The 18,328-nt window shown below is 65.0% G+C and carries 15 protein-coding genes and 1 pseudogene; 12 read left to right on the top strand and 4 right to left on the bottom strand.

The window, feature by feature from the left end:
- The 4 genes from hemP to V6N07_RS07280 all read left to right on the top strand — a co-directional run bounded on the left by hemP (nt 1) and on the right by V6N07_RS07280 (nt 2,277).
- Nucleotides 1-153, top strand: a complete 153-nt coding sequence (gene hemP / locus V6N07_RS07295; protein ID WP_371155176.1) for a hemin uptake protein HemP — start codon at nt 1-3, stop codon at nt 151-153.
- Complete coding sequence (locus V6N07_RS07290; protein WP_371155174.1) at nt 150-656, top strand: hypothetical protein; 507 nt, start codon at nt 150-152, stop codon at nt 654-656. Before hemP ends, V6N07_RS07290 begins: the two co-directional genes overlap by 4 nt.
- 17 nt (nt 657-673) lie before the next feature.
- Nucleotides 674-1,936, top strand: a complete 1,263-nt coding sequence (locus V6N07_RS07285) for an imelysin family protein (protein WP_371155172.1) — start codon at nt 674-676, stop codon at nt 1,934-1,936.
- Nucleotides 1,937-2,091: 155 nt separating this feature from the next.
- Nucleotides 2,092-2,277, top strand: coding sequence for a hypothetical protein (locus tag V6N07_RS07280; protein WP_371155171.1), 186 nt, complete (start codon nt 2,092-2,094; stop codon nt 2,275-2,277).
- Between the two features lie 20 nt (nt 2,278-2,297).
- Here V6N07_RS07280 and V6N07_RS07275 read toward each other — a convergent pair whose 3' ends face one another.
- Nucleotides 2,298-2,768: a Dps family protein gene (locus tag V6N07_RS07275; RefSeq protein ID WP_371155169.1), complete on the bottom strand. Its 471-nt coding sequence runs from the start codon at nt 2,766-2,768 to the stop codon at nt 2,298-2,300.
- 104 nt (nt 2,769-2,872) lie between these two features.
- Nucleotides 2,873-3,274 (bottom strand): hypothetical protein, encoded by a 402-nt coding sequence (locus tag V6N07_RS07270; protein WP_371155167.1) that lies wholly within the window; start codon nt 3,272-3,274, stop codon nt 2,873-2,875.
- Nucleotides 3,275-3,336: 62 nt separating this feature from the next.
- Here V6N07_RS07270 and V6N07_RS07265 point away from each other — a divergent pair, with 62 nt between their 5' ends.
- The 8 genes and pseudogenes from V6N07_RS07265 to V6N07_RS07230 all read left to right on the top strand — a co-directional run bounded on the left by V6N07_RS07265 (nt 3,337) and on the right by V6N07_RS07230 (nt 13,392).
- Nucleotides 3,337-4,860 carry a di-heme oxidoredictase family protein gene (locus V6N07_RS07265; RefSeq protein ID WP_371155166.1) on the top strand — a complete coding sequence of 508 codons (1,524 nt, stop codon included), beginning with the start codon at nt 3,337-3,339 and terminating at the stop codon, nt 4,858-4,860.
- Entirely contained in the window at nt 4,857-5,819 is a 963-nt protein-coding gene (locus tag V6N07_RS07260) for an imelysin family protein (protein ID WP_371155164.1), read from the top strand. The genes V6N07_RS07265 and V6N07_RS07260 overlap by 4 nt, the downstream gene beginning before the upstream one ends.
- Nucleotides 5,819-6,859: a DUF1513 domain-containing protein gene (locus V6N07_RS07255; protein WP_371155162.1), complete on the top strand. Its 1,041-nt coding sequence runs from the start codon at nt 5,819-5,821 to the stop codon at nt 6,857-6,859. The genes V6N07_RS07260 and V6N07_RS07255 overlap by 1 nt, the downstream gene beginning before the upstream one ends.
- Before the next feature lie 71 nt (nt 6,860-6,930).
- Nucleotides 6,931-8,271 carry an ABC1 kinase family protein gene (locus V6N07_RS07250; RefSeq protein ID WP_371155160.1) on the top strand — a complete coding sequence of 447 codons (1,341 nt, stop codon included), beginning with the start codon at nt 6,931-6,933 and terminating at the stop codon, nt 8,269-8,271.
- A 52-nt stretch (nt 8,272-8,323) separates the two neighbouring features.
- Entirely contained in the window at nt 8,324-9,544 is a 1,221-nt protein-coding gene (locus V6N07_RS07245; protein ID WP_371155159.1) for an FAD-binding domain-containing protein, read from the top strand.
- Nucleotides 9,545-9,572: 28 nt separating this feature from the next.
- Complete coding sequence (ubiG, locus tag V6N07_RS07240) at nt 9,573-10,316, top strand: bifunctional 2-polyprenyl-6-hydroxyphenol methylase/3-demethylubiquinol 3-O-methyltransferase UbiG (RefSeq protein WP_371155157.1); 744 nt, start codon at nt 9,573-9,575, stop codon at nt 10,314-10,316.
- Between the two features lie 432 nt (nt 10,317-10,748).
- Nucleotides 10,749-12,284 (top strand): annotated as a pseudogene (locus V6N07_RS07235) (sulfatase-like hydrolase/transferase).
- A 307-nt stretch (nt 12,285-12,591) separates the two neighbouring features.
- Nucleotides 12,592-13,392 carry a hypothetical protein gene (locus V6N07_RS07230; protein WP_371155156.1) on the top strand — a complete coding sequence of 267 codons (801 nt, stop codon included), beginning with the start codon at nt 12,592-12,594 and terminating at the stop codon, nt 13,390-13,392.
- Nucleotides 13,393-13,438: 46 nt separating this feature from the next.
- Here V6N07_RS07230 and nhaA read toward each other — a convergent pair whose 3' ends face one another.
- Both nhaA and V6N07_RS07220 read right to left on the bottom strand, forming a co-directional pair.
- On the bottom strand, nt 13,439-15,256 hold the full coding sequence (nhaA, locus tag V6N07_RS07225; protein WP_371155154.1) for a Na+/H+ antiporter NhaA: 1,818 nt from the start codon (nt 15,254-15,256) through the stop codon (nt 13,439-13,441).
- Nucleotides 15,257-15,280: 24 nt separating this feature from the next.
- Nucleotides 15,281-18,328 (bottom strand): efflux RND transporter permease subunit, encoded by a 3,048-nt coding sequence (locus V6N07_RS07220; RefSeq protein WP_371155152.1) that lies wholly within the window; start codon nt 18,326-18,328, stop codon nt 15,281-15,283.

Genomic DNA, 18,328 nt, shown 5'->3' with positions numbered 1-18,328 from the left:
ATGTCGAGTCCCACTCCGCAGGTCGAAGGGGCCGAACGGGTCCACCGCGCCGAGGATATCCTGAGCGGCGCAACCACGGCCAAGATCGTTCTGGGCAACCAGACCTATACCCTGCGCCTGACCCGCGCCGGCAAGCTGATCCTGACGAAATGACCATCCACGATCCGCTTTCGCCGGCGTCGCAATCCACCGGCAATCCCGGCGGTGCGACCGTGGCGGACCTGCGGGCGCTGGACAGCCTGCAATCGCTGATCGTGCTGATGTTCCGCGACTGGTGCGACGGCCCCGATGGCCAGCAGCGTGTCACGCAGGTGTTTCAGGGCGCGCTGGGGCGTTTGCCCGGGGACACCGGTCTTGCCGCGTGGATCGAGATGATGGCCATCCTGTCGGACGACGTGCGCCGCCCCGTCATGCGACACGCCCTGACGTGTCGCTGCGTCGGCGCGGACGAGGCCGTCATCGCGCAGGTGCTATCCCTTGCCGGGCAGGGCGAGCGGGAGGAGGCCATGCTGGTCCTGTCGCTGCTGGTGTCCGGTGACCGGTTGCTGATGGCGGTCAACGCGGCGGAACGCGCCGGGCTGGCCTGCATGCGGATCAACCTTCGCGCCCCCCACGTCGCAGGGGTTACGCCCCCCGCGACCACACGACTTCACTAAGGAAAGAGAGACCCAAGATGAAACTTCTGACGACGACCGCCTGCTGCGCCTTGCTGGCAACGCCTCTGCTGGCAGATGGACATTCTGCCGTGCTGGAGACCTACGCCGACATCGCGGCGGCCGCCTACGGCGACAGCCTGACGACGGCGCAAACGTTGCAGGCGGCGGTCGATGCCTTCGTGGCCGACCCCTCGGCCGAGGGGCTGGAGACCGCGAAGGCCGCCTGGCTCGCGTCCCGTGTTCCCTACCAGCAGACCGAGGTCTACCGCTTCGGCAACCCGATCGTCGACGATTGGGAAGGCAAGGTGAATGCCTGGCCGCTGGATGAGGGTCTGATCGATTACGTCAGCGCCGAAGGCTCCGCCCCGGCCGAGGGCTATGCCGACAACCCGGCTGCGGGTCTGAACGTCGTGGCCAACGCGACCTTCACGCTGTCGGGCGAGGAGGTCGACGCCAGCGAGATCACGCCCGCCCTTCTTGAAGGTGTCCTGCACGAAGCGGGCGGCGCCGAGGCGAATGTCGCCACCGGCTACCACGCGATCGAGTTCCTTCTCTGGGGGCAGGATATCGGTGCCTACGACGAGACCGCGGGGCAACGTCCATGGACGGATTACGCGCTGGGCGATGATTGCACGAACGACAATTGCGATCGGCGCGGCGCCTATCTTCAGGCCGCGACGGACCTGCTGGTCAGCGATCTGGAGTTCATGGCCAGCGCATGGGCCGAAGGTGGCGAAGCACGCGCCGAGGTTCTGGCGGACGAAGCCGGCCTGCAGCGCATCCTGACCGGCATGGGCAGCCTGTCCTACGGGGAACAGGCCGGTGAGCGGATGCAGCTTGGCCTTCTGCTGAACGACCCCGAGGAAGAGCATTCGTGCTTTTCGGACAACACGCACAACGATCACTTCTATGACGCACTCGGCATTCGCAATGTCTACAACGGCGCCTATGTCGGTCTTGACGGCACCGTGACGTCGGGTGCGTCGCTGCGCGATATGGTTGCGGCGGCCGATCAGTCCGTCGCCGATGCGCTGGGCGCGGCCCTCGACGCGACGCAGTTCGAGATGATGGAGCTGAAGGTCGCGGCCGAAAGCGGCCTGAAGTACGACATGATGCTCAACCCGGCAAACGATGCCGGTGGGGCGCTTGTCCAGGCGGCGATCGACGGCCTTGTCGCGCAAACGCGCGAGATCGAGCGTGCCGTCGCCGTTCTGGGCGTGTCCGAGTTGGCCTTCGAAGGCTCGGACAGCCTCGACAACCCGGATGCCGTCTTCGAGTAAGCGGCCCCGCCTGACCCATCGCCCCTGGCCGCAGGTCGGGGGCGAACCTACCGTGAAAGAGGTTTCGCACCATGTCCAAGACCCCGAGTCCCTGCATCGGCGTATGCAAGTTCAAGCGTCAAGGTCCCGCAGGGGATCACTGCATCGGGTGTTCGATGACCAAGACCCAGAAGAAAATCGCCAAGGGCCTGAAGAAGGGCCCGGCAATGGCCGATTTCGTGGCCCTCGTGCAGGCGCAGCAGCAGGTCATGGGCCGGTACCTGCATTGGCGGGCCGCCTATCTGAAGCGATGCCTCAAGAAAGGCGTCCCGGCACCGAAATCCGTCAGGAAGGTGGGCTGAACCCACCCGTCCCGAATGGGTTACGCAAGATGCGCACGCAGGATCCAGGCGAACTTGTCGTGGATACGGCCACGTTCGATGGCAAGATCCTCGGTGCGCACGTCACCATGCTTTGCCGCCACCTCTGACAGGCCCGCGAGCGTGGCCCCGATCGTTTCCTGTGCCTCGGCCAGATGACGGATCATCTCCTTGTCGGTGGCGCCTTCGTTGCCCTCTTCGACCTTGGAGCGTGACAGATGGGTCGCAAGCTTGCCTTCCGCCGTCTCGCCGATGGCCCGGATCCGTTCCGCTAGGTCATCCTGACCGACGAAATGGTCCTCGTAGATTTCTTGAAACAGGGCGTGCAGCGGACCAAAGGACATGCCCGTCACGTTCCAGTGAAAGTTCTGCGCCAGCATTGTCGTGACGACCGTTTCGGCAACGGCCTGATTCAGGGCTGCGGCGATCTCGGTCGTGGCGTCGGGGGACAGGTCGGTTGCGGTCTGGGCCATGGGACTCTCCAATGAAACTACGGTGCCTGGCTTGCGATCCATTCGCTGGCTGACGCCTAGGTAACGCCGCCCCGTCCAAAATCCAACATGTTTTTAGAATAGTTCTAGTCTTGCGCGTCCCGAGGCATGCAATCGACCAATCCACGCAAGAGGAGCCGCACGATCGGAACCGCCGATGGACGCAGGCGCCGGGTCAGCAGAAAGCGCTGGCTGTCGACGTCCCGCGAATCGTATGCGCGCACCAGGGCCTGCAACCATGCCTCGTCGAACGACAGGTCCGGCGCGCCCGGTCGCCAGAACACCATGCGCCGGTCCGCGGCCCCCTGAAGCGCACGCACCAGCGCGATCACGTAATCCTCGGCCCCTGCATCCGGTGCCAGAACGGCGCAGGCCTCGACGGCGTGGCGGGGCGTTGCGCGGCATTCCAGCGCCGCCAGCCGGATCAGGCCGATGACGGGGGAGGGCGCGGGATGGGGGACGCTGACGTGTTTCAGGGCAGGGACCATTTTCCACCTTCGGATCGTCTTCGGGGTTGATGCCTGACTAATATAGTCGGATTATCCGGGCCATGACACCCCGTTTTCGCAAATTGATCATCGGCGCCCTGTGTTTGCCGCTTGCGTGGCCCGCCATTGCGCAGCCGGTCGGTGACCCGCATCTGAACGTCGTCCCCCGAACCGAGGTGGAAGCCGCGCGCGTCGCCCGGATCACGCAACCTGCCACCCGGTTCGACGCCCCCGAACGGTTCGAGGCTAATCAGGGCGGCGCGGGAACCGTGCGTCGCCGTGACGATGCACAGGCCTTCAGCCTGCCGCAGGGAAACCTCGATTTCGAGCAGCAGGGCACTTTCGCCGTCGGCAATGGCCTGTTCGAGCGGCTATGGGTCACCGCGCCCGCGTCGACGATCGCATCGGACGGACTTGGCCCGATGTTCAACGCGCGCTCCTGTCAGGATTGCCATATCAAGGACGGTCGTGGCCATGCACCGGCCCACGGCGATGATACGGCGCTGTCGCTGGTGGTGCGTCTTGGTCAGCCGCGCGTGCCCGTCGATGACCTGAACCGATACCTCGGTGCGGGGCCCGACCCGGTCTACGGACATCAATTTTCCGACGCGTCGATCGCGGGAATCCCGGCAGAGGGGCGCGTATCTGTCGATTGGATTGATGCGCAGGTCGTCGCCCTGGCCGGGGGGCAGAACGTCGCCCTGCGCAGGCCCGAGTGGACACTGTCGGACCTTGCCTACGGCGACCTTGCGGAGACAACCGCGATCAGTCCGCGCGTGGCGCCGCAGATGATCGGGCTCGGCCTGATCGAGGCGATACCTGCCGCGGATATCATGGCGGCCGCGGATCCGGATGACGCGGACGGTGATGGCATTTCCGGCCGCGCGCATATCGTGTGGTCGCCGGAATACGACAGGCCGATGCTCGGGCGTTTCGGTGTGCGCGCGACAACCCCCACGTTGCGTCAGCAGGCGGCGGATGCCTTCAACGCCGATATCGGCATCGCCTCGCCTCTGCGGCCCGATGCGGCGGGGGATTGCACCGATGCGCAGACCCTGTGCCGCACCGCCCTCGACGGGAATGATGCGGGGCAGGGCGGAACCGAGGTATCGGGCGAAAGCCTCGACCTCGTGACATTCTACAGTGCCAACCTTGCCGTGCCGAAACGTGCCGGCGTCGACACGCCAGAGGTCTTGCGCGGCAAGGAAATGTTCGCGCAGGCCCGGTGCGCCGCCTGTCACACGCCGAAGTTCGTCACCCACCGTCTGGTCGATCGCCCCGAGGACAGTTTTCAGCTGATCTGGCCCTATTCCGATTTCCTGCTGCATGACATGGGGCCGGGGCTGGCGGATGACCTGCCGGCCGGGCAGGCCACGGGTGCGGAATGGCGGACGCCGCCGCTTTGGGGGCTTGGCCTGACGGAGCAGGTTTCGGGCCACCGGCAATTCCTACATGATGGTCGCGCCCGCACCCTGACCGAGGCGATCCTGTGGCACGGAGGCGAGGGGCAGGCCGCCCGCGATGCCTTTGCCGCCATGCCGCCCGTCGACCGCGATGCCCTTGTCGCATTCCTGGAGTCCCTATGAGAGTTTTCAAGATTGGTGCCCTGCTTCTGCTTGGCCTGACGACAACCGCCGGCGCCGGCGCCGACGTCGACGCCGCGCTCGACACCCATGTCCTGCCCGGGTGGGAGCGGTTCGCAGCGGCGACCGAGACATTGGCCGGGGCCGAATGTTCGCCCGATGCCCTGCGCCCGGCCTTTGCGGATGCCACCCGTGCATGGGCGGCGGTTTCCCATCTGAACATCGGGCCCGCCGCGGTCGAAGGCCGCGCGCGCATCATCCTGTTCTGGCCCGAGGAACGGAACGCCACGGCGCGGGGTTTGCGCCTGTTGATCCAGCAGGGACCGGACGCATGGACGCCGGACCTGATTTCGCGCGCCTCGGCCGCCGCGCGCGGATTGGCGGGGCTGGAGCGTTTGATCTGGGAAGAGGACGGCGCCCCCTGTGACCTGACCCGCGCCTTGGCCGACGACCTTTCCGGGATGGCGGCGGACATCCGGGACGGCTGGACCGAGGAGTTTGCCGACCTGATGCGAACGGCTGGTGAGGCGGGGAACACGCGTTTTCTTGCCGAAGACGAAGCCATGGCAACCTTCTATACTGCCCTGTTGACCGGGCTGGAATTCACGGCCGAGTACCGGCTTGCCCGCCCGATGGGCACCTTCGACGCGCCGCAGCCCATGCGTGCGCAGCTGTATCGGTCGGAGTTGTCGCAGGAGATCATCGTCGCCTCGCTCCGGTCCCTGCGCGAGCTGGCCCGTGTTCTCGTCGAGGCCCCGCGAACGATGGCATCGCTCGACCGTGCGGTCGCATTGGCCGAGGCGCTGGACGATGCGGGGTTGCAGGGTGTCGCAGATCCGATGGGGCGCTTCCGCGTCGAGGCATTGCAAAGCGCCGTGCGTGACGCCCACATGATTGCCGCCGTCGAAATCGGAAGTCTTCTGAACGTCACCGTCGGGTTCAATTCCGGGGACGGCGACTGATGCTGTCGCGTCGCGGTTTCCTCGCCTCCGTCGCCGCAAGCGCGGTGCCCGTGTCGGGCTGGGCGGGCGCGGGCAATCCTGCATTCATCGCGGCGGGCAAATCCGCCGACGGAACCTTCGTGCTCTGTGGCCTGACCCATGCCGGCACGATCGCGTTCCGCATTCCCTTGCCCAGTCGCGGGCACGCGGCAGCGGCCCATCCGGTCCGCGCCGAGGCCGTCGCCTTCGCGCGCAGGCCGGGGCGCTTCGCCTTCGTCATCGACTGCGCTACGGGGGCCGTCCTGCGCCAGCTGACCCCCCCGGACGGTCATCATTTCTATGGTCACGGTGCCTTTCTGGATGGCGGACGCATCCTCGTGACAACGGAGAACGCCTTCGAGAGCGGTCAGGGACGGCTGGGCATCTGGGATGTGACCGAGGGCTATCGCCGCATCGATCAGATCGCGTCCGGCGGGATCGGCCCGCATGAGGTCGTTCGCCTTCCGGGGACCGAGGTTCTTGCGGTGGCAAACGGAGGGATCCGCACGCATCCGGATCATGGCCGTGACAAGCTGAACCTCGATACGATGCGTCCGAACCTGTCGCTGGTGTCGGAAGGCCGCATCGTCGATCAGCTCGAGTTGTCGGACCCCAAGCTGTCGATCCGCCATATCGCGGCGCGGTCCGATGGAACGGTGGCGATCGGGGTGCAGTCCGAACATGCCGTCCCGCGCCCGACACCGATGATCGTCACCTACCGCAGGTCCGGAGATGCGGTGTCCCTTGGCGAGGAATTCTCGATGGAGACGCAGGGTTACGTCGGCTCGGTCGCGTGGTCCGGGGACGGAACGCGCATTGCGGCGACATGCCCGCGGGGCGCCTGCGCGATGATCTGGGATGGCGCGCAATTCTCGCGCTTCGATCGGTCGGAGGTTTGCGGGGTCGCGCCGTTCCGGGCGGACCTTGCCTTTACCGACGGGCTCGGCGGGTTTTTCCGCGGCACGGAGGCCGGACGCCTGCCGGTTCAATGGGACAACCACCTCGTCGAGGTCACGACCTAGCCCGGGCACCGCGATCCTCGCCTTCCGTCCTTTCAGCCCCATGTTCCCCCGCAGGACAGGCGGAGCGGACCTTGAGACAGAAAGACGAGGATAGCGGCGCGACGGTGCCGACGGGGCGGGTTGGCCGATTGGCGCGGTTCGGCGGAATGGCGTCGGGCATCGCGGGTGGCGTGGCCGTCGGCGGGTTGCGGGCGCTGTCGCGGGGACGCCGCCCGGATATGGGGCAGCTTCTGCTGACACCCGCCAATACGCGACGCCTGACCGATGGCCTGTCGCACCTCAGGGGGGCGGCATTGAAGCTTGGGCAGATGCTGTCGATGGATACCGGTCTGGTCTTGCCCGACGAGGTGTCGGCCATCATGAGCCGGATGCGCGATGACGCGCGTCACATGCCCCCCAAGCAGCTGCGTGATACGTTGGATGCCGAATGGGGCAGGGGCTGGTACAGCCGCTTTGCCCGCTTTGACGTGCGGCCCTTTGCGGCCGCCTCGATCGGGCAGGTCCATCGCGCCGTGACCCATGACGGTCAGGCGCTTGCGATCAAGGTTCAGTATCCGGGCGTGCGCGACAGTATCGACAGCGATGTCGACAACATGGCCGCCCTGTTGCGCCTGCCCGGGATCCTGCCGCGCGACATGGACGTGGCCCCCCTGCTGGCCGAGGCGAAACGGCAGCTTCATGCCGAAGCCGACTATCTGGCCGAGGCACGACATCTGGAACACTTCGGGACATTCCTGAAGGGGTCCGAAACCTTCGTCCTGCCAAAATTGCATCGCCCGCTTTGCACCCCGCAGGTCCTTGCGATGACATACGTCGAAGGCGACCCGCTGGAGGCGTTGACCGATGCGCCGCAGGACACCCGTGACCGTGTCGCCGCCGCGTTGATCGACCTTGTCCTGTGCGAATTGTTCGTCTTCGGGGCGATGCAGACCGATCCGAACCTTGCCAATTATCGATATGACCCACGGACGCAGCGCATCGTCCTGCTGGATTTCGGTGCGGTGCAGCCCATCGCCCCGGGCCTGTCGGCGGGTTTCCGAGATCTTGCCCGCGTGGCACTGAACGGCGGGGCGCAGGACACGCGGGCTGCGATGTTGCGGATCGGGTATTTCGGGTCGGACACGGCCCCCCACCATCAGGACCTGATCCAGTCGATGTTCGAGATGGCCATGGCCCCCCTGCGCCAGGAGACGCCGTTCGATTTTGGTCAAAGCGATCTTTTGGAGCGGCTGCGCGACATGGGGTTGGCCATCGGCACCGATCGGGAGCTTGCCCATGTGCCACCGGCGGCGACGCTGTTCCTGCATCGCAAGATCGGGGGGATGTACCTGATGGCGGCGAAACTGCGCGCCCGCGTCGCCCTGCGCCCGATGGTCGAGGCCTATTGCACCGGGGACAGCCTGCCGCGTTGACCGGCGGGCTGTCGGCATCATGTCGACGACAAACGGCAAGAGATGGATTGCAATGACAGGTTGGAACGCGACACGGGCGGAGGGGTTGGAAAGGCTGGCGGCCTTCGGCCCCCGGATGGGACGGCGCTATGCAAATGGACGCAACACGGACCACGGGCCGGGGCGTCATACGGCGGTGTCGACCCTGTCGCCCTATATCCGGCGCAGGCTGCTGCTGGAGTCGGAGGTCGTGGAAGCGGCCCTTGCCGCACACGGCCCGGAGGCTGCCGAGGTGTTCGTGCAGGAAGTCATCTGGCGGGGATACTTCAAGGGGTGGCTGGAGCGTCGGCCACAGGTCTGGACGAACTACGTCGACGGGGTGCAGGCCGATCTCGCGGTTCTGGACCGTGACCGCCGCCTACGACGGGACGTGACCCGCGCCATGCAGGGCGAGACAGGCATAGCCTGCTTCGACGCATGGGCCGAGGAACTGGTGCAGACCGGCTACCTGCACAATCACGCGCGCATGTGGTTCGCCTCGATCTGGATCTTCACCCTTGGCCTGCCGTGGCACATGGGGGCCGATTTCTTCTATCGTCACCTTCTGGACGGGGATGCGGCGTCGAACACACTGGGATGGCGTTGGGTTGCGGGGCTGCACACGCGCGGCAAGCCCTATCCCGCGCGGGCCGACAATATCGCCCGCTTTACCGACGGGCGTTTCACGCCGGACCATGCGGACCTTGCCGAAGTGACGGACGGGTTGGAGAGGACGGAGCCGGAAGGCCTGCCGTCCGTCATGCCCATACGCAGCATGACCGCACTACAGGCGGGCGAGCCCAGTGCCCTGTTGATCACGGACGAGGATTGCCGGGTCGAGGATTTCGACATCGCGGACATGGATATCCGCACCGCCGCCACGTTGTCCGCCAGTCATCTGCGGTCGCCCCTGCCGGTGGCCGATCACGTATCGAGGTTCGAGGAGGGTGCCTTGGCGGATGCGGCCGGGCGGGCCGGTGTCGCGACGGTTCCCCTGCGCGCCGATGAACCCGAAGCCCTCGCAAGTTGGGCGGCGGGGGCGGGCGCCCGTCAGATCGTCACCCCCTTTGTGACACGTGGACCGCTGCGCGACTGGCTGGATCGGGCGTCTCCTGCCCTGCAGGCGCATGGCATTGCCCTGTGCGAATGGCGCAGGGATTGGGATGACGCAATCTGGCCCCACGCGACCGCGGGCTTCTTCAAGGTCAAGAAGAAGATCCCCGGCATCCTTGAACAGACAATCGCGCCGCGATGACGGGCGCCGCCACTGAAAGGAATTTTTCATGCGCAACGACCTGACCATCTACGACAAGGTCGCGGACCAGTGGTGGTCGGACGACCTGCGCTGGGTGCGGACGTTGAAGAACCTCGTTCCGGGCAGGCTGGCGTGGTTCGACCGTCATATCGATTGGAACGGAAAGCACGTTCTGGACCTTGGCTGCGCAGGTGGCTTCATGGCCGAGGCCCTGGCCGCGCGTGGTGCCACGGTGGCGGGGATCGACCCGGCCGCCGAAGCCATCGAAGCCGCGCGGCGACACGCAAGGGATATGGGCCATGCGATCCGCTACGATGTCGGTGTGGGCGAGGCCTTGCCCTACGGGAGCGCCGCATTCGATGCCGTGGTCTGCGTCGATGTTCTGGAACACGTCGCCGATCTGCCCAAGGTCCTGGCCGAGGTGACACGCGTCCTGCGCCCGGGTGGCACCTTCCTGTTCGACACCATCAATCGCAACCCGCTGGCCCGGTTTGCCACCATCACGATTGCAGAGGACGTGCTGCGCCTGTTGCCGCGCGGCACGCATGATCCGGCGATGTTCATCAAACCGCACGAGTTGCGCGATGGCTTGAAGGCGGCGGGTCTTATGCCCGGCGCGACGACGGGTCTTGGCCCCCGTGGATTGACCAGGCGGTTCGACATGACCTTTGGCCCCCTGCCGTTGACGGCGATCCTTTATATGGGGATCGCGCGGAAACCGACCGGCGCGGATGCGGGCGCGCACAGTGACGGTCCACAGCTCAATGTATGAAATCGCGACCCAAGGGGCCTGCGCCAGCCGTCTTCGGCAAAGCGGTCGCGCTTGAAGAGGGTATTCTACGCCTGATGCGGGCGACCACGAACGCCTTGGGCGTCATGTTGCAGCAGGGGTTTGTGCCAAAGGCGCGGTTCAGCTGCCCGGCAAGCTCCGCCTGCATTATCGGCGCGCCGTTCCGATCAAAGGTTCCGCCGTTCGGATCCCCCCGTGTCACCGAGGCCGCATAGGCTTGGGCAAGCTCGATACGATGGTGCATGGATCGATCTGCAAAGCGCGGAATCCCCGCTGTTGAAAGCGATCAGGCTTGGTTCGTGCCCCTCAGGCATTCCCGAACCGATCCAAACAGGCCCCGGCTACGAAACCTTCACTTTACGGCGCGCGGTCCATGCATAGGGTTGGCCCACCTTGGGAGCCGGAGCATTTGGCATGACGACCGATTGCAACGTGCTTTTCATCGTGATCGATCAACTGAGGGCGGATTGTGTCGACGGGCGTTGGCGGCCCATGTCGACCTTCCGAACATTCGCGCATTGGCGCGCGATGCCGTCAGTTTCCGAAACCACTATTCGGTGGCGAACCCCTGCGGGCCGTCACGGGCCTCGTTGCTGACCGGTCAATATGCGATGAACCACCGTGCGGTTCGCAACGGAACACCGCTTCGGCATGACGTTCCGAACATCGCGACGGAAATGCGCAAGGTAGGGTATCTGCCGATGCTGTGGGGCTACACGGACACGGCACAGGACCCGCGTGTCCATCACCCGCGCGATCCGGCGGTGCGCACGTTCGAGCATCCGATGGTAGGCTTTCATGAGATGCAGAAAATGCGGTTGGAGGAGTCGCTGCCGTGACAATCCCACCTGATGGCGCAGGGCTACAGGTTCGATACCTACGACGAGGTCTATCGTCCCGCGCCGGATGCGGACGGAAAGCGGCGACTGGACGGGCCCGCGATCTATGCCGCAGAACACAGCGATACCGCGTTCCTGACCAACCGTTTTCTGCAACAGATCCCGGCCTATGCCGGACGCGGCTGGTTTGCCCATCTTACCTACATTCGCCCGCACCCTCCGCTGGTTGCGCCCGAACCGTACAATCGCATGTACGACCCCACAAAACTGCCCCCGCCCGCGCGATTGGGCACGCCGGATCACGAGGCGGCCCTGCATCCGTTCTTCGGCCCGGCACTGGAGGCCACGAAGGCGGCTGATTTCGTGGAGGGGTTTGCTTACCTCGTGGCGGACGATCAGACGGTCGGAACCCTGCGCGCCGTCTATCTTGGTCTGGCGACCGAGGTGGATCATCACATCGGTCGCGTGGTGAAGTTCCTTCACAACAGCGGACAGCATGACAACACGCTTCTGGTGCTGACGGCGGATCACGGTGAGATGCTCGGGGATCGACACGCCTGGGGCAAGCATACCGTGTATGATGCGGCGTTCCGCGTGCCCTTGGTCGTTCGCGTGCCGGGGAACGTGGAACAGGCCGGTCGCGTGATCCGTGAACCGACAGAATCGGTCGATATCATGCCCACGATTCTGGAATGGATCGGGCAGGAGATCCCGAATTCGGTGGATGGGCGGTCTCTGCTGCCCATGTTGCACGGGGCCACCCCGTTGGACTGGCGACAGTTTTCCTATTCCGAACTGGATTTTGCGGATCCTCTGAAACCGACGGCATGGCAGCGCACGCTGGGCACCGGCCCAAGCGACAGCAATCTGGCCATCCTGCGGGACGATCGTTTTACCTTGGTGGAGTTTGCCGCCGATCTGCCGCCCCTTCTGTTCGACCGGGAAGGGCAGGGAGAGTTCGCCGATGTGGCAGGGGACGCGAACCATGCGGCGGACCTTGCCCGCCTGTGTCGTGCGATGTTGCGCCACCGCACGCATGCAGAATGCCGACCATACCCTGTCCCTGGACAAGATCACGCGGGACGGCCCCCGCCGTGCGCCCCGAGTCTGAACCGGTCGATCAGCACCGCGCGACGGGGGCCAACAAGGTGTCGCACCCATTGAGCGGCCCTTTGGCGCGGCCACGGTTGGCTGACGACGCGGGGCCAGCGGGCCTTTGACCTTGGTCAAGGCAATCGTTGAGCGAACCGTCTAACCTGAAATCAGGCTGTCCGGGGCATCCGGCCCAATTGCTTCGGAAATTTGCGGAGCGACCGCCGCTATCGACCGCTGGCGTCTATTGCGGCGTCGGCATCACACCTGGGGAACTGAGAACGCAGCACGACGTCAAAGAGAATTTTTAGAACGAGGTAGGATGGATGATCCGTTGGTTGACACTGTCGTGTCTGGTTTTCCTGTTTTCCGCGGCCTTCGGCACTTCGGCCGAAGCAGGTCGACGACAGTATAGCGACACCGACTGGAACGTCATTCTGCTGGACAATTGCGGCATGCCTGTGCCGTCTGCCCGATCCGGGGAACCTTCGGTCGAATGGTTTGCCCAGGCAGGTGATCGAAAACTGAAATTCGTTCTCGATCCCGGTGACGTGGGGCGGTGCAGCTCCGACTCCCGCCGTCGCCACGGTGCGCCGTATTGGGAACGTGCCGAACTGCGGCAGCTCAAGATGATGTCGTATGACGCTCCGTTCGAAATCCGGTTTTCGGCGCAGTTTCTCGAGGGGTTCACGAACGGGCGCGAGACCTTCTTTCAGCTGCATGGTTGGACCCATGCCTGCACGGCGGCCCCTCTGGTCATGCTGAAATCACACCACGGGTCCTTGCGGCTGGAGCTTTTGCAAGGTGTCGTGGAAAACGGGTCGCCCTTGGGCGGCGCACCCTATCGGGGCCAGTTGCGCCCGGTCTCGATGGAGCGGCTGCTGATCCGCGATCTTGTCGGAGCGGAGCACGTATTCCGGTCGCGGCTTTCCATGAAAGGCGGGTATGGGGTGTTCTCCCTATGGATCGACGACAGGTTGATGGTCGACGAGGTCCCGTTCACCTATCAGTCCTGCGTCACGCCCCGCATCAAGCTGGGCATCTATCGACCGGGTGGGGATGCGAACCGACGGTCGGTTCTGCTGATCGATGATGTGTGGGTCCGCTCCGGTGCGCTTGACGAATAGCCTAAGGGCCGGCCGGAAGGCCCGGCAGCGGTTCGCGCAGGACGTCTCAATTCGATCCCGCCTCCTGCGCGGTCGCGCCTGTCGCGGGGCGAAACAGCAGAATGGCCGATCCAACGGCTGCCGCGATGCAGGATGCGGCGAGGACGGCAAGCTTCACATCGCCCAGAACGGTGCCTTCGAACGCCGCCGATGCGATGAAGATCGACATCGTGAAGCCGACACCGCACAGGCAGGCGGCGCCGAAAAGCTGTCTCCAGTTCGTCCCGTCGGGCAGGGTGGCCAGACCCGTGCGCAGACCGATCCAGACGAACAGGCAGATCCCCAGCGGCTTGCCGACCACCAGCCCGATGATCACGCCCAGCACGGCAGGATTTGCCAAGGCCAACCCGCCCGCAAGAACGATGCCGGTGTTGAAAAAGGCGAACAGCGGCAGGATCAGGAAGTTGGACCAGTTCTCGAGACGATGCTGAAGGTGGAAGCCCGGCTCTCGCAGGCGTTCGACCGCGGCGTCGAGGCGTGCCATGGCGCGGGCGCCGATCTCTTCGTTGCCGATCTCGCGGCGGATTACCTCGCCCGCATGCAGGGCGACGCCTTCGATGTCGGCGCTGCGACGTGACGGGATGAACGCGGCGGTCAGGACACCTGCGAGGGTCGCATGCAGACCGCTCTGGAACACGAAGTACCACAGGACCACGCCGCAGATCAGGTAGGGAAGCCGCGCATAGATGCGGGAGACATTCAGCCCCGCCATGACGGCAAGAACGGCAAGCGCCCAGAGCGCCGCACCCAGATCGAAGCCGTGACCATAGAAAAGGGCAATGACGAGGATCGCGCCAAGGTCGTCGGCAATCGCAAGGGCCGACACGAAAATCTTGAGCGACGCGGGCACGCGACTGCCGAGCAGGGCAAGAATGCCCAGCGTGAAGGCGATGTCGGTGGCCATGGGGATGCCCCAGCCATGCGCCTCGTCCCCGCCGACATTGATGACGGTGTACAGAAGGGCAGGCACGAGCATGCCGCCGATCGCGCCGAGAATGGGCAGGATCGCCTTGCCCGGTGTGCTCAGCTCACCGGCCACGATCTCCCGCTTGATTTCGATGCCGACCAACAGGAAGAACAGCGCCATCAGCCCGTCGTTGACCCAATGCGACAGGCTGAGGTTCAAGGCCCAGTCGCCCGCGTTCAGCCCGATGTCGAGATGGGCCAGATGGTCATACCACTCTGCCAGTCCGACGTTCACGACCAGAAGGGCGGCCAGCGTTGCAAGGACCAGGACAAGACCGGCCGATGCGGCCCAGTGGAAGAATTCGTCCGAGGCCTGACGCAATCGAAGACCTAAGGGACGGGTAATCGCCTCGCCGATGCTGGTGGCATCCCACGTACCGTCATAGGCGCGTCCGCCAATGAACAGCGCAGGCTCCTGCAGGATATCGGACGCCTCCCACGATGCATGATGACGTGCGAGCATGGCTTGCGTGCGCTCGGACGCGAGATCGGCCTCGAAGATCGCCATGTCGAGGCCGATACCCTCTGCCAGCGCGCGCACGGTCTGATCTGAAAGGGCATCCGTGGCGCCCATCAGCGCCTCGTGCATTTCGGCAAACTGCCCTTGCCAGTACGCCGCGATCACCCCCCGGGCCGAGGTGTCCGTGGCGTCGCCCTGCGTCGCGGCGGGCTTGAGCCGCACGGCGATACAGGACACGCCGTCGCCGGGACGCGTCGCCGACCTGCCGAGTATATCGCGCACGCGCCGTGTTCGGCGATCCGCATAATCGACGAAGAAAACGACCGGCACACCCCCGGGCGAACCATCGACGATGATGTCCTCGGATGGGTCGAGCGGGGGGTGCAGCTGCCCTGCCATCATGGCGATCCTTTGCGGTTTTCGTCAGGCGGGAACCGCCGGGGCGGCCTTCTTCTCCGAGCGGCGGAAAAATACGTAGTAGAGCACCGGCGCCGCGATCATCGTCAGCAGCGACGCAAAGGCGAGACCGCCCATGATCGTCACGGCCATCGACTTGAAGAAGGCATCGCCCAGAAGCGGCAGCATCCCGAGGATCGTCGTCGCCGCGGCCAGGAACACCGGACGCAGACGCGAGGTCGATGCCTCGACGATCGCGTCGGTCAGCGGCATGTCAGGGCGCGCCTCGCGCGTCAGGTCGATTTCCTCGACCAGAACGATCCCGTTCTTGATCAGCATGCCCGACAGCGACAGCAGGCCAAGCAGGGCCGTGAAGGTGAAGGGAACGCCCGCGCCCAGCAGGCCGAGGCTGACGCCGTTGACGGACATCGGCACCAGCAGCCAGATGATCAGGGGCTGACGCAGCGCATTGAAGAGCAGGACGGAGATCAGGACCATGATGATGATGCTCATGGGAAGCTGACCCGCGAGGGACGCCTGCGCGTCGGTCGAGCTTTCGAGTTCGCCCCCCCATTCCATTCCGTAGCCTTCGGGAATCTGCATCGCCTCGATCGGTGCGCGCACATCGGCAAGCACCTCTGTCGCGGTCATCGAACGTGGAATATCGGCGGCTACGGTGATGACGTCGCGGCGGTCGCGACGCTGTAGCAGGGTGTCCTGTCCTTCGAAGGCAAATCCGTCGATCACCTGCGCCATGGGGACGAAACCGCCGCCGCTTTCGGAATAGACGAGATGGTCGAGCAGGGAGAGATCGGAACCGGCCGGGGTTCGGATCACGATGGGGATCTGCCGGTCCCCTTCGCGGAACGTGCCAGCCTGCATGCCATCGGTGGCATAGAGCAGCGTCTCGGTCACCTGAGATCGCGAAATACCCGAATCCTGTGCGCGATCCTCGGCATAGATCGGGCGCAGCACCAGCTCGCGCTCGCGCCAATCGTGACGCAGGGATAGAACATTGTCCGAGCTGTCGCGCATGATGCCGATCGCTTGGTCCGCGAGGTCGCGCAGCACGTCGGGGTCCGACCCGGTAAAGCGCACCTCGATCGGCGCGCCGCCGCCCGGACCGAAGGCGAGGCGTTTTGCGCGGAACTCGCCATCCGGCAGGGCTTCGGCCGCGAAACTCTCCAGCGCGACCATCTCCGCCTCGATCACTTCGAGGGATTCCGTGCGGACGATCAGGTGGCCATAGGACGGGTTCGGGTCTTCGCTGCTGTAGGTCAGCATGAAACGCGCGGCGCCGTCCCCGGCGAATGCCGTCACCGCTGTCACGGCCTCGCGGTCTGCAAGCCATTCCTCAAGCACGGCAAGGTCGTCAGCCGTCTGGGTGATCGATGCGCCTTGCGGCAGCTTGTAATGCGCAAAATAGAGGGGCGTGTTGCTGTCGGGGAAGAACTGCTGCTTGATCTGACCGAAGAGGGCATAGCACACGACCGTCGTTCCGATCAGGACGGCGATCACCGGCCAGCGCAGTTTCAGGCACAAGCGCAGGACGTTGGCATACCCGCGGAAAAGTGCACCGTCATAGGCTGGCGCACCACCTGCGGAACCTTGGCGAAAGACGTAGTGGCCCAGCAACGGCGTCACGGTGATCGCCAGTATCCACGACAGCATCAGCGATATGCCGATGACCGCAAAAAGCGAGAACAGGAACTCGCCCGTCGAATCCGGACTGGTCCCGATACCGGCGAACGCCATGATCCCGATGACGGTCGCGCCGAGCAGGGGGATCTGCGTCTTCTTGGCCGTCTCCGAGGCGGCTTCGCGGGACGATCTGCCACCCAGCATGGCGATCTGCATGCCTTCGGCAACCACGATGGCGTTGTCGACCAGCATCCCCATCGCGATGATCAGGGCGCCGAGGGAAATCCGCTCCATCTCGATCGAGGCAAGTGCCATGAACAGAAGGGTTCCGACGACCGTGAGGAACAGGGTGGAGCCGACCACGAGGGCCGCGCGCCACCCCATGAACAGTGCAAGGACGACAACGACGATCGCGACCGATGTCGCAAGGTTCACGAGGAAGGCGTTGGATGCCTCGTCGACGACGACGTGCTGTCGGTAGATCGGTTCCACGGACACGCCGAGGGGCAGGCTGTCCTGCAGAAGGGCGAGCTGCGCATCGACACGTTCGCCGACCTCCACGATGTTTTCCGTCGCGACGCCCGCAACGCCCAGGGTAAAGGCCTCCACGCCATTGTGGCGCACGATGAGGTCTGGCGAAACTTCCCGCCCACGGGTGACGTCCGCGAAATCGGACAGCGTGATGACCTGTCCGCCGACGCCGAGGCTGAGCGCCGAGATCGCGGAAACGGTGTTCGATCCCTCCGGCCGCTGAACGAGGGTTCGGCCCTCATCGCTGCGGATCGCGCCCCCGTCGACAACCTCGTCCGCGCCTTGGATCGCGCCAAGGATGGCCGCGGGCGGGATGCCCATGGTGGCCGAAAGGGCAGGGTCCGGTTCGACGTAGATGACCTCACCCGGCAGGCCGGAAAGCGCCACGTCGGACACCCCGTCGACGGCAAGCAGTTCGCGCCGCAGGAACGTCGACAGGTTGACGATCTCCGCGTCCGAGAAACCGGGCGCGGAAACGGCATAGTAGATCCCGTAGACATCGCCGAAACTGTCGTTGACGAACGGGGAAGACGTGCCCGCAGGCAAGGCCGCATTGTTCACGCGATTGCGCAGCTTGGTCCAGATTTCCGGCAGTTCCGTGCCGTCGTACTGATCCTTCATGTCGACGGTGATCAGGGACAGACCGGGCTGGTTCATCGACCTGATCTGGTCGACTTCGGCCATCTTCTGAATTTCGGATTCGATCGGGTCCGACACCTCCAGCGCCACTTCGGCGGCGGATGCGCCGGGGTACTGGGTGACGACGACGGCCGTCTTGATCGTAAAGGCCGGATCCTCCAGCCGCCCGAGCGACGCAAAGCCCCAAAGACCGCCCAGCAGACAGGCAAGGATCACGATCCAGGTGTAGATGGGCCGATCGATGGAGATGCGTGCGATGTCCAT

The organism is Jannaschia sp. 2305UL9-9, from assembly GCF_041403465.1.
Taxonomy (GTDB): Bacteria; Pseudomonadota; Alphaproteobacteria; order Rhodobacterales; family Rhodobacteraceae; genus Jannaschia.
The sequence above is the reverse complement of the archived record's forward strand: the minus strand, read 5'-3'. Positions and strand labels throughout refer to the sequence as shown.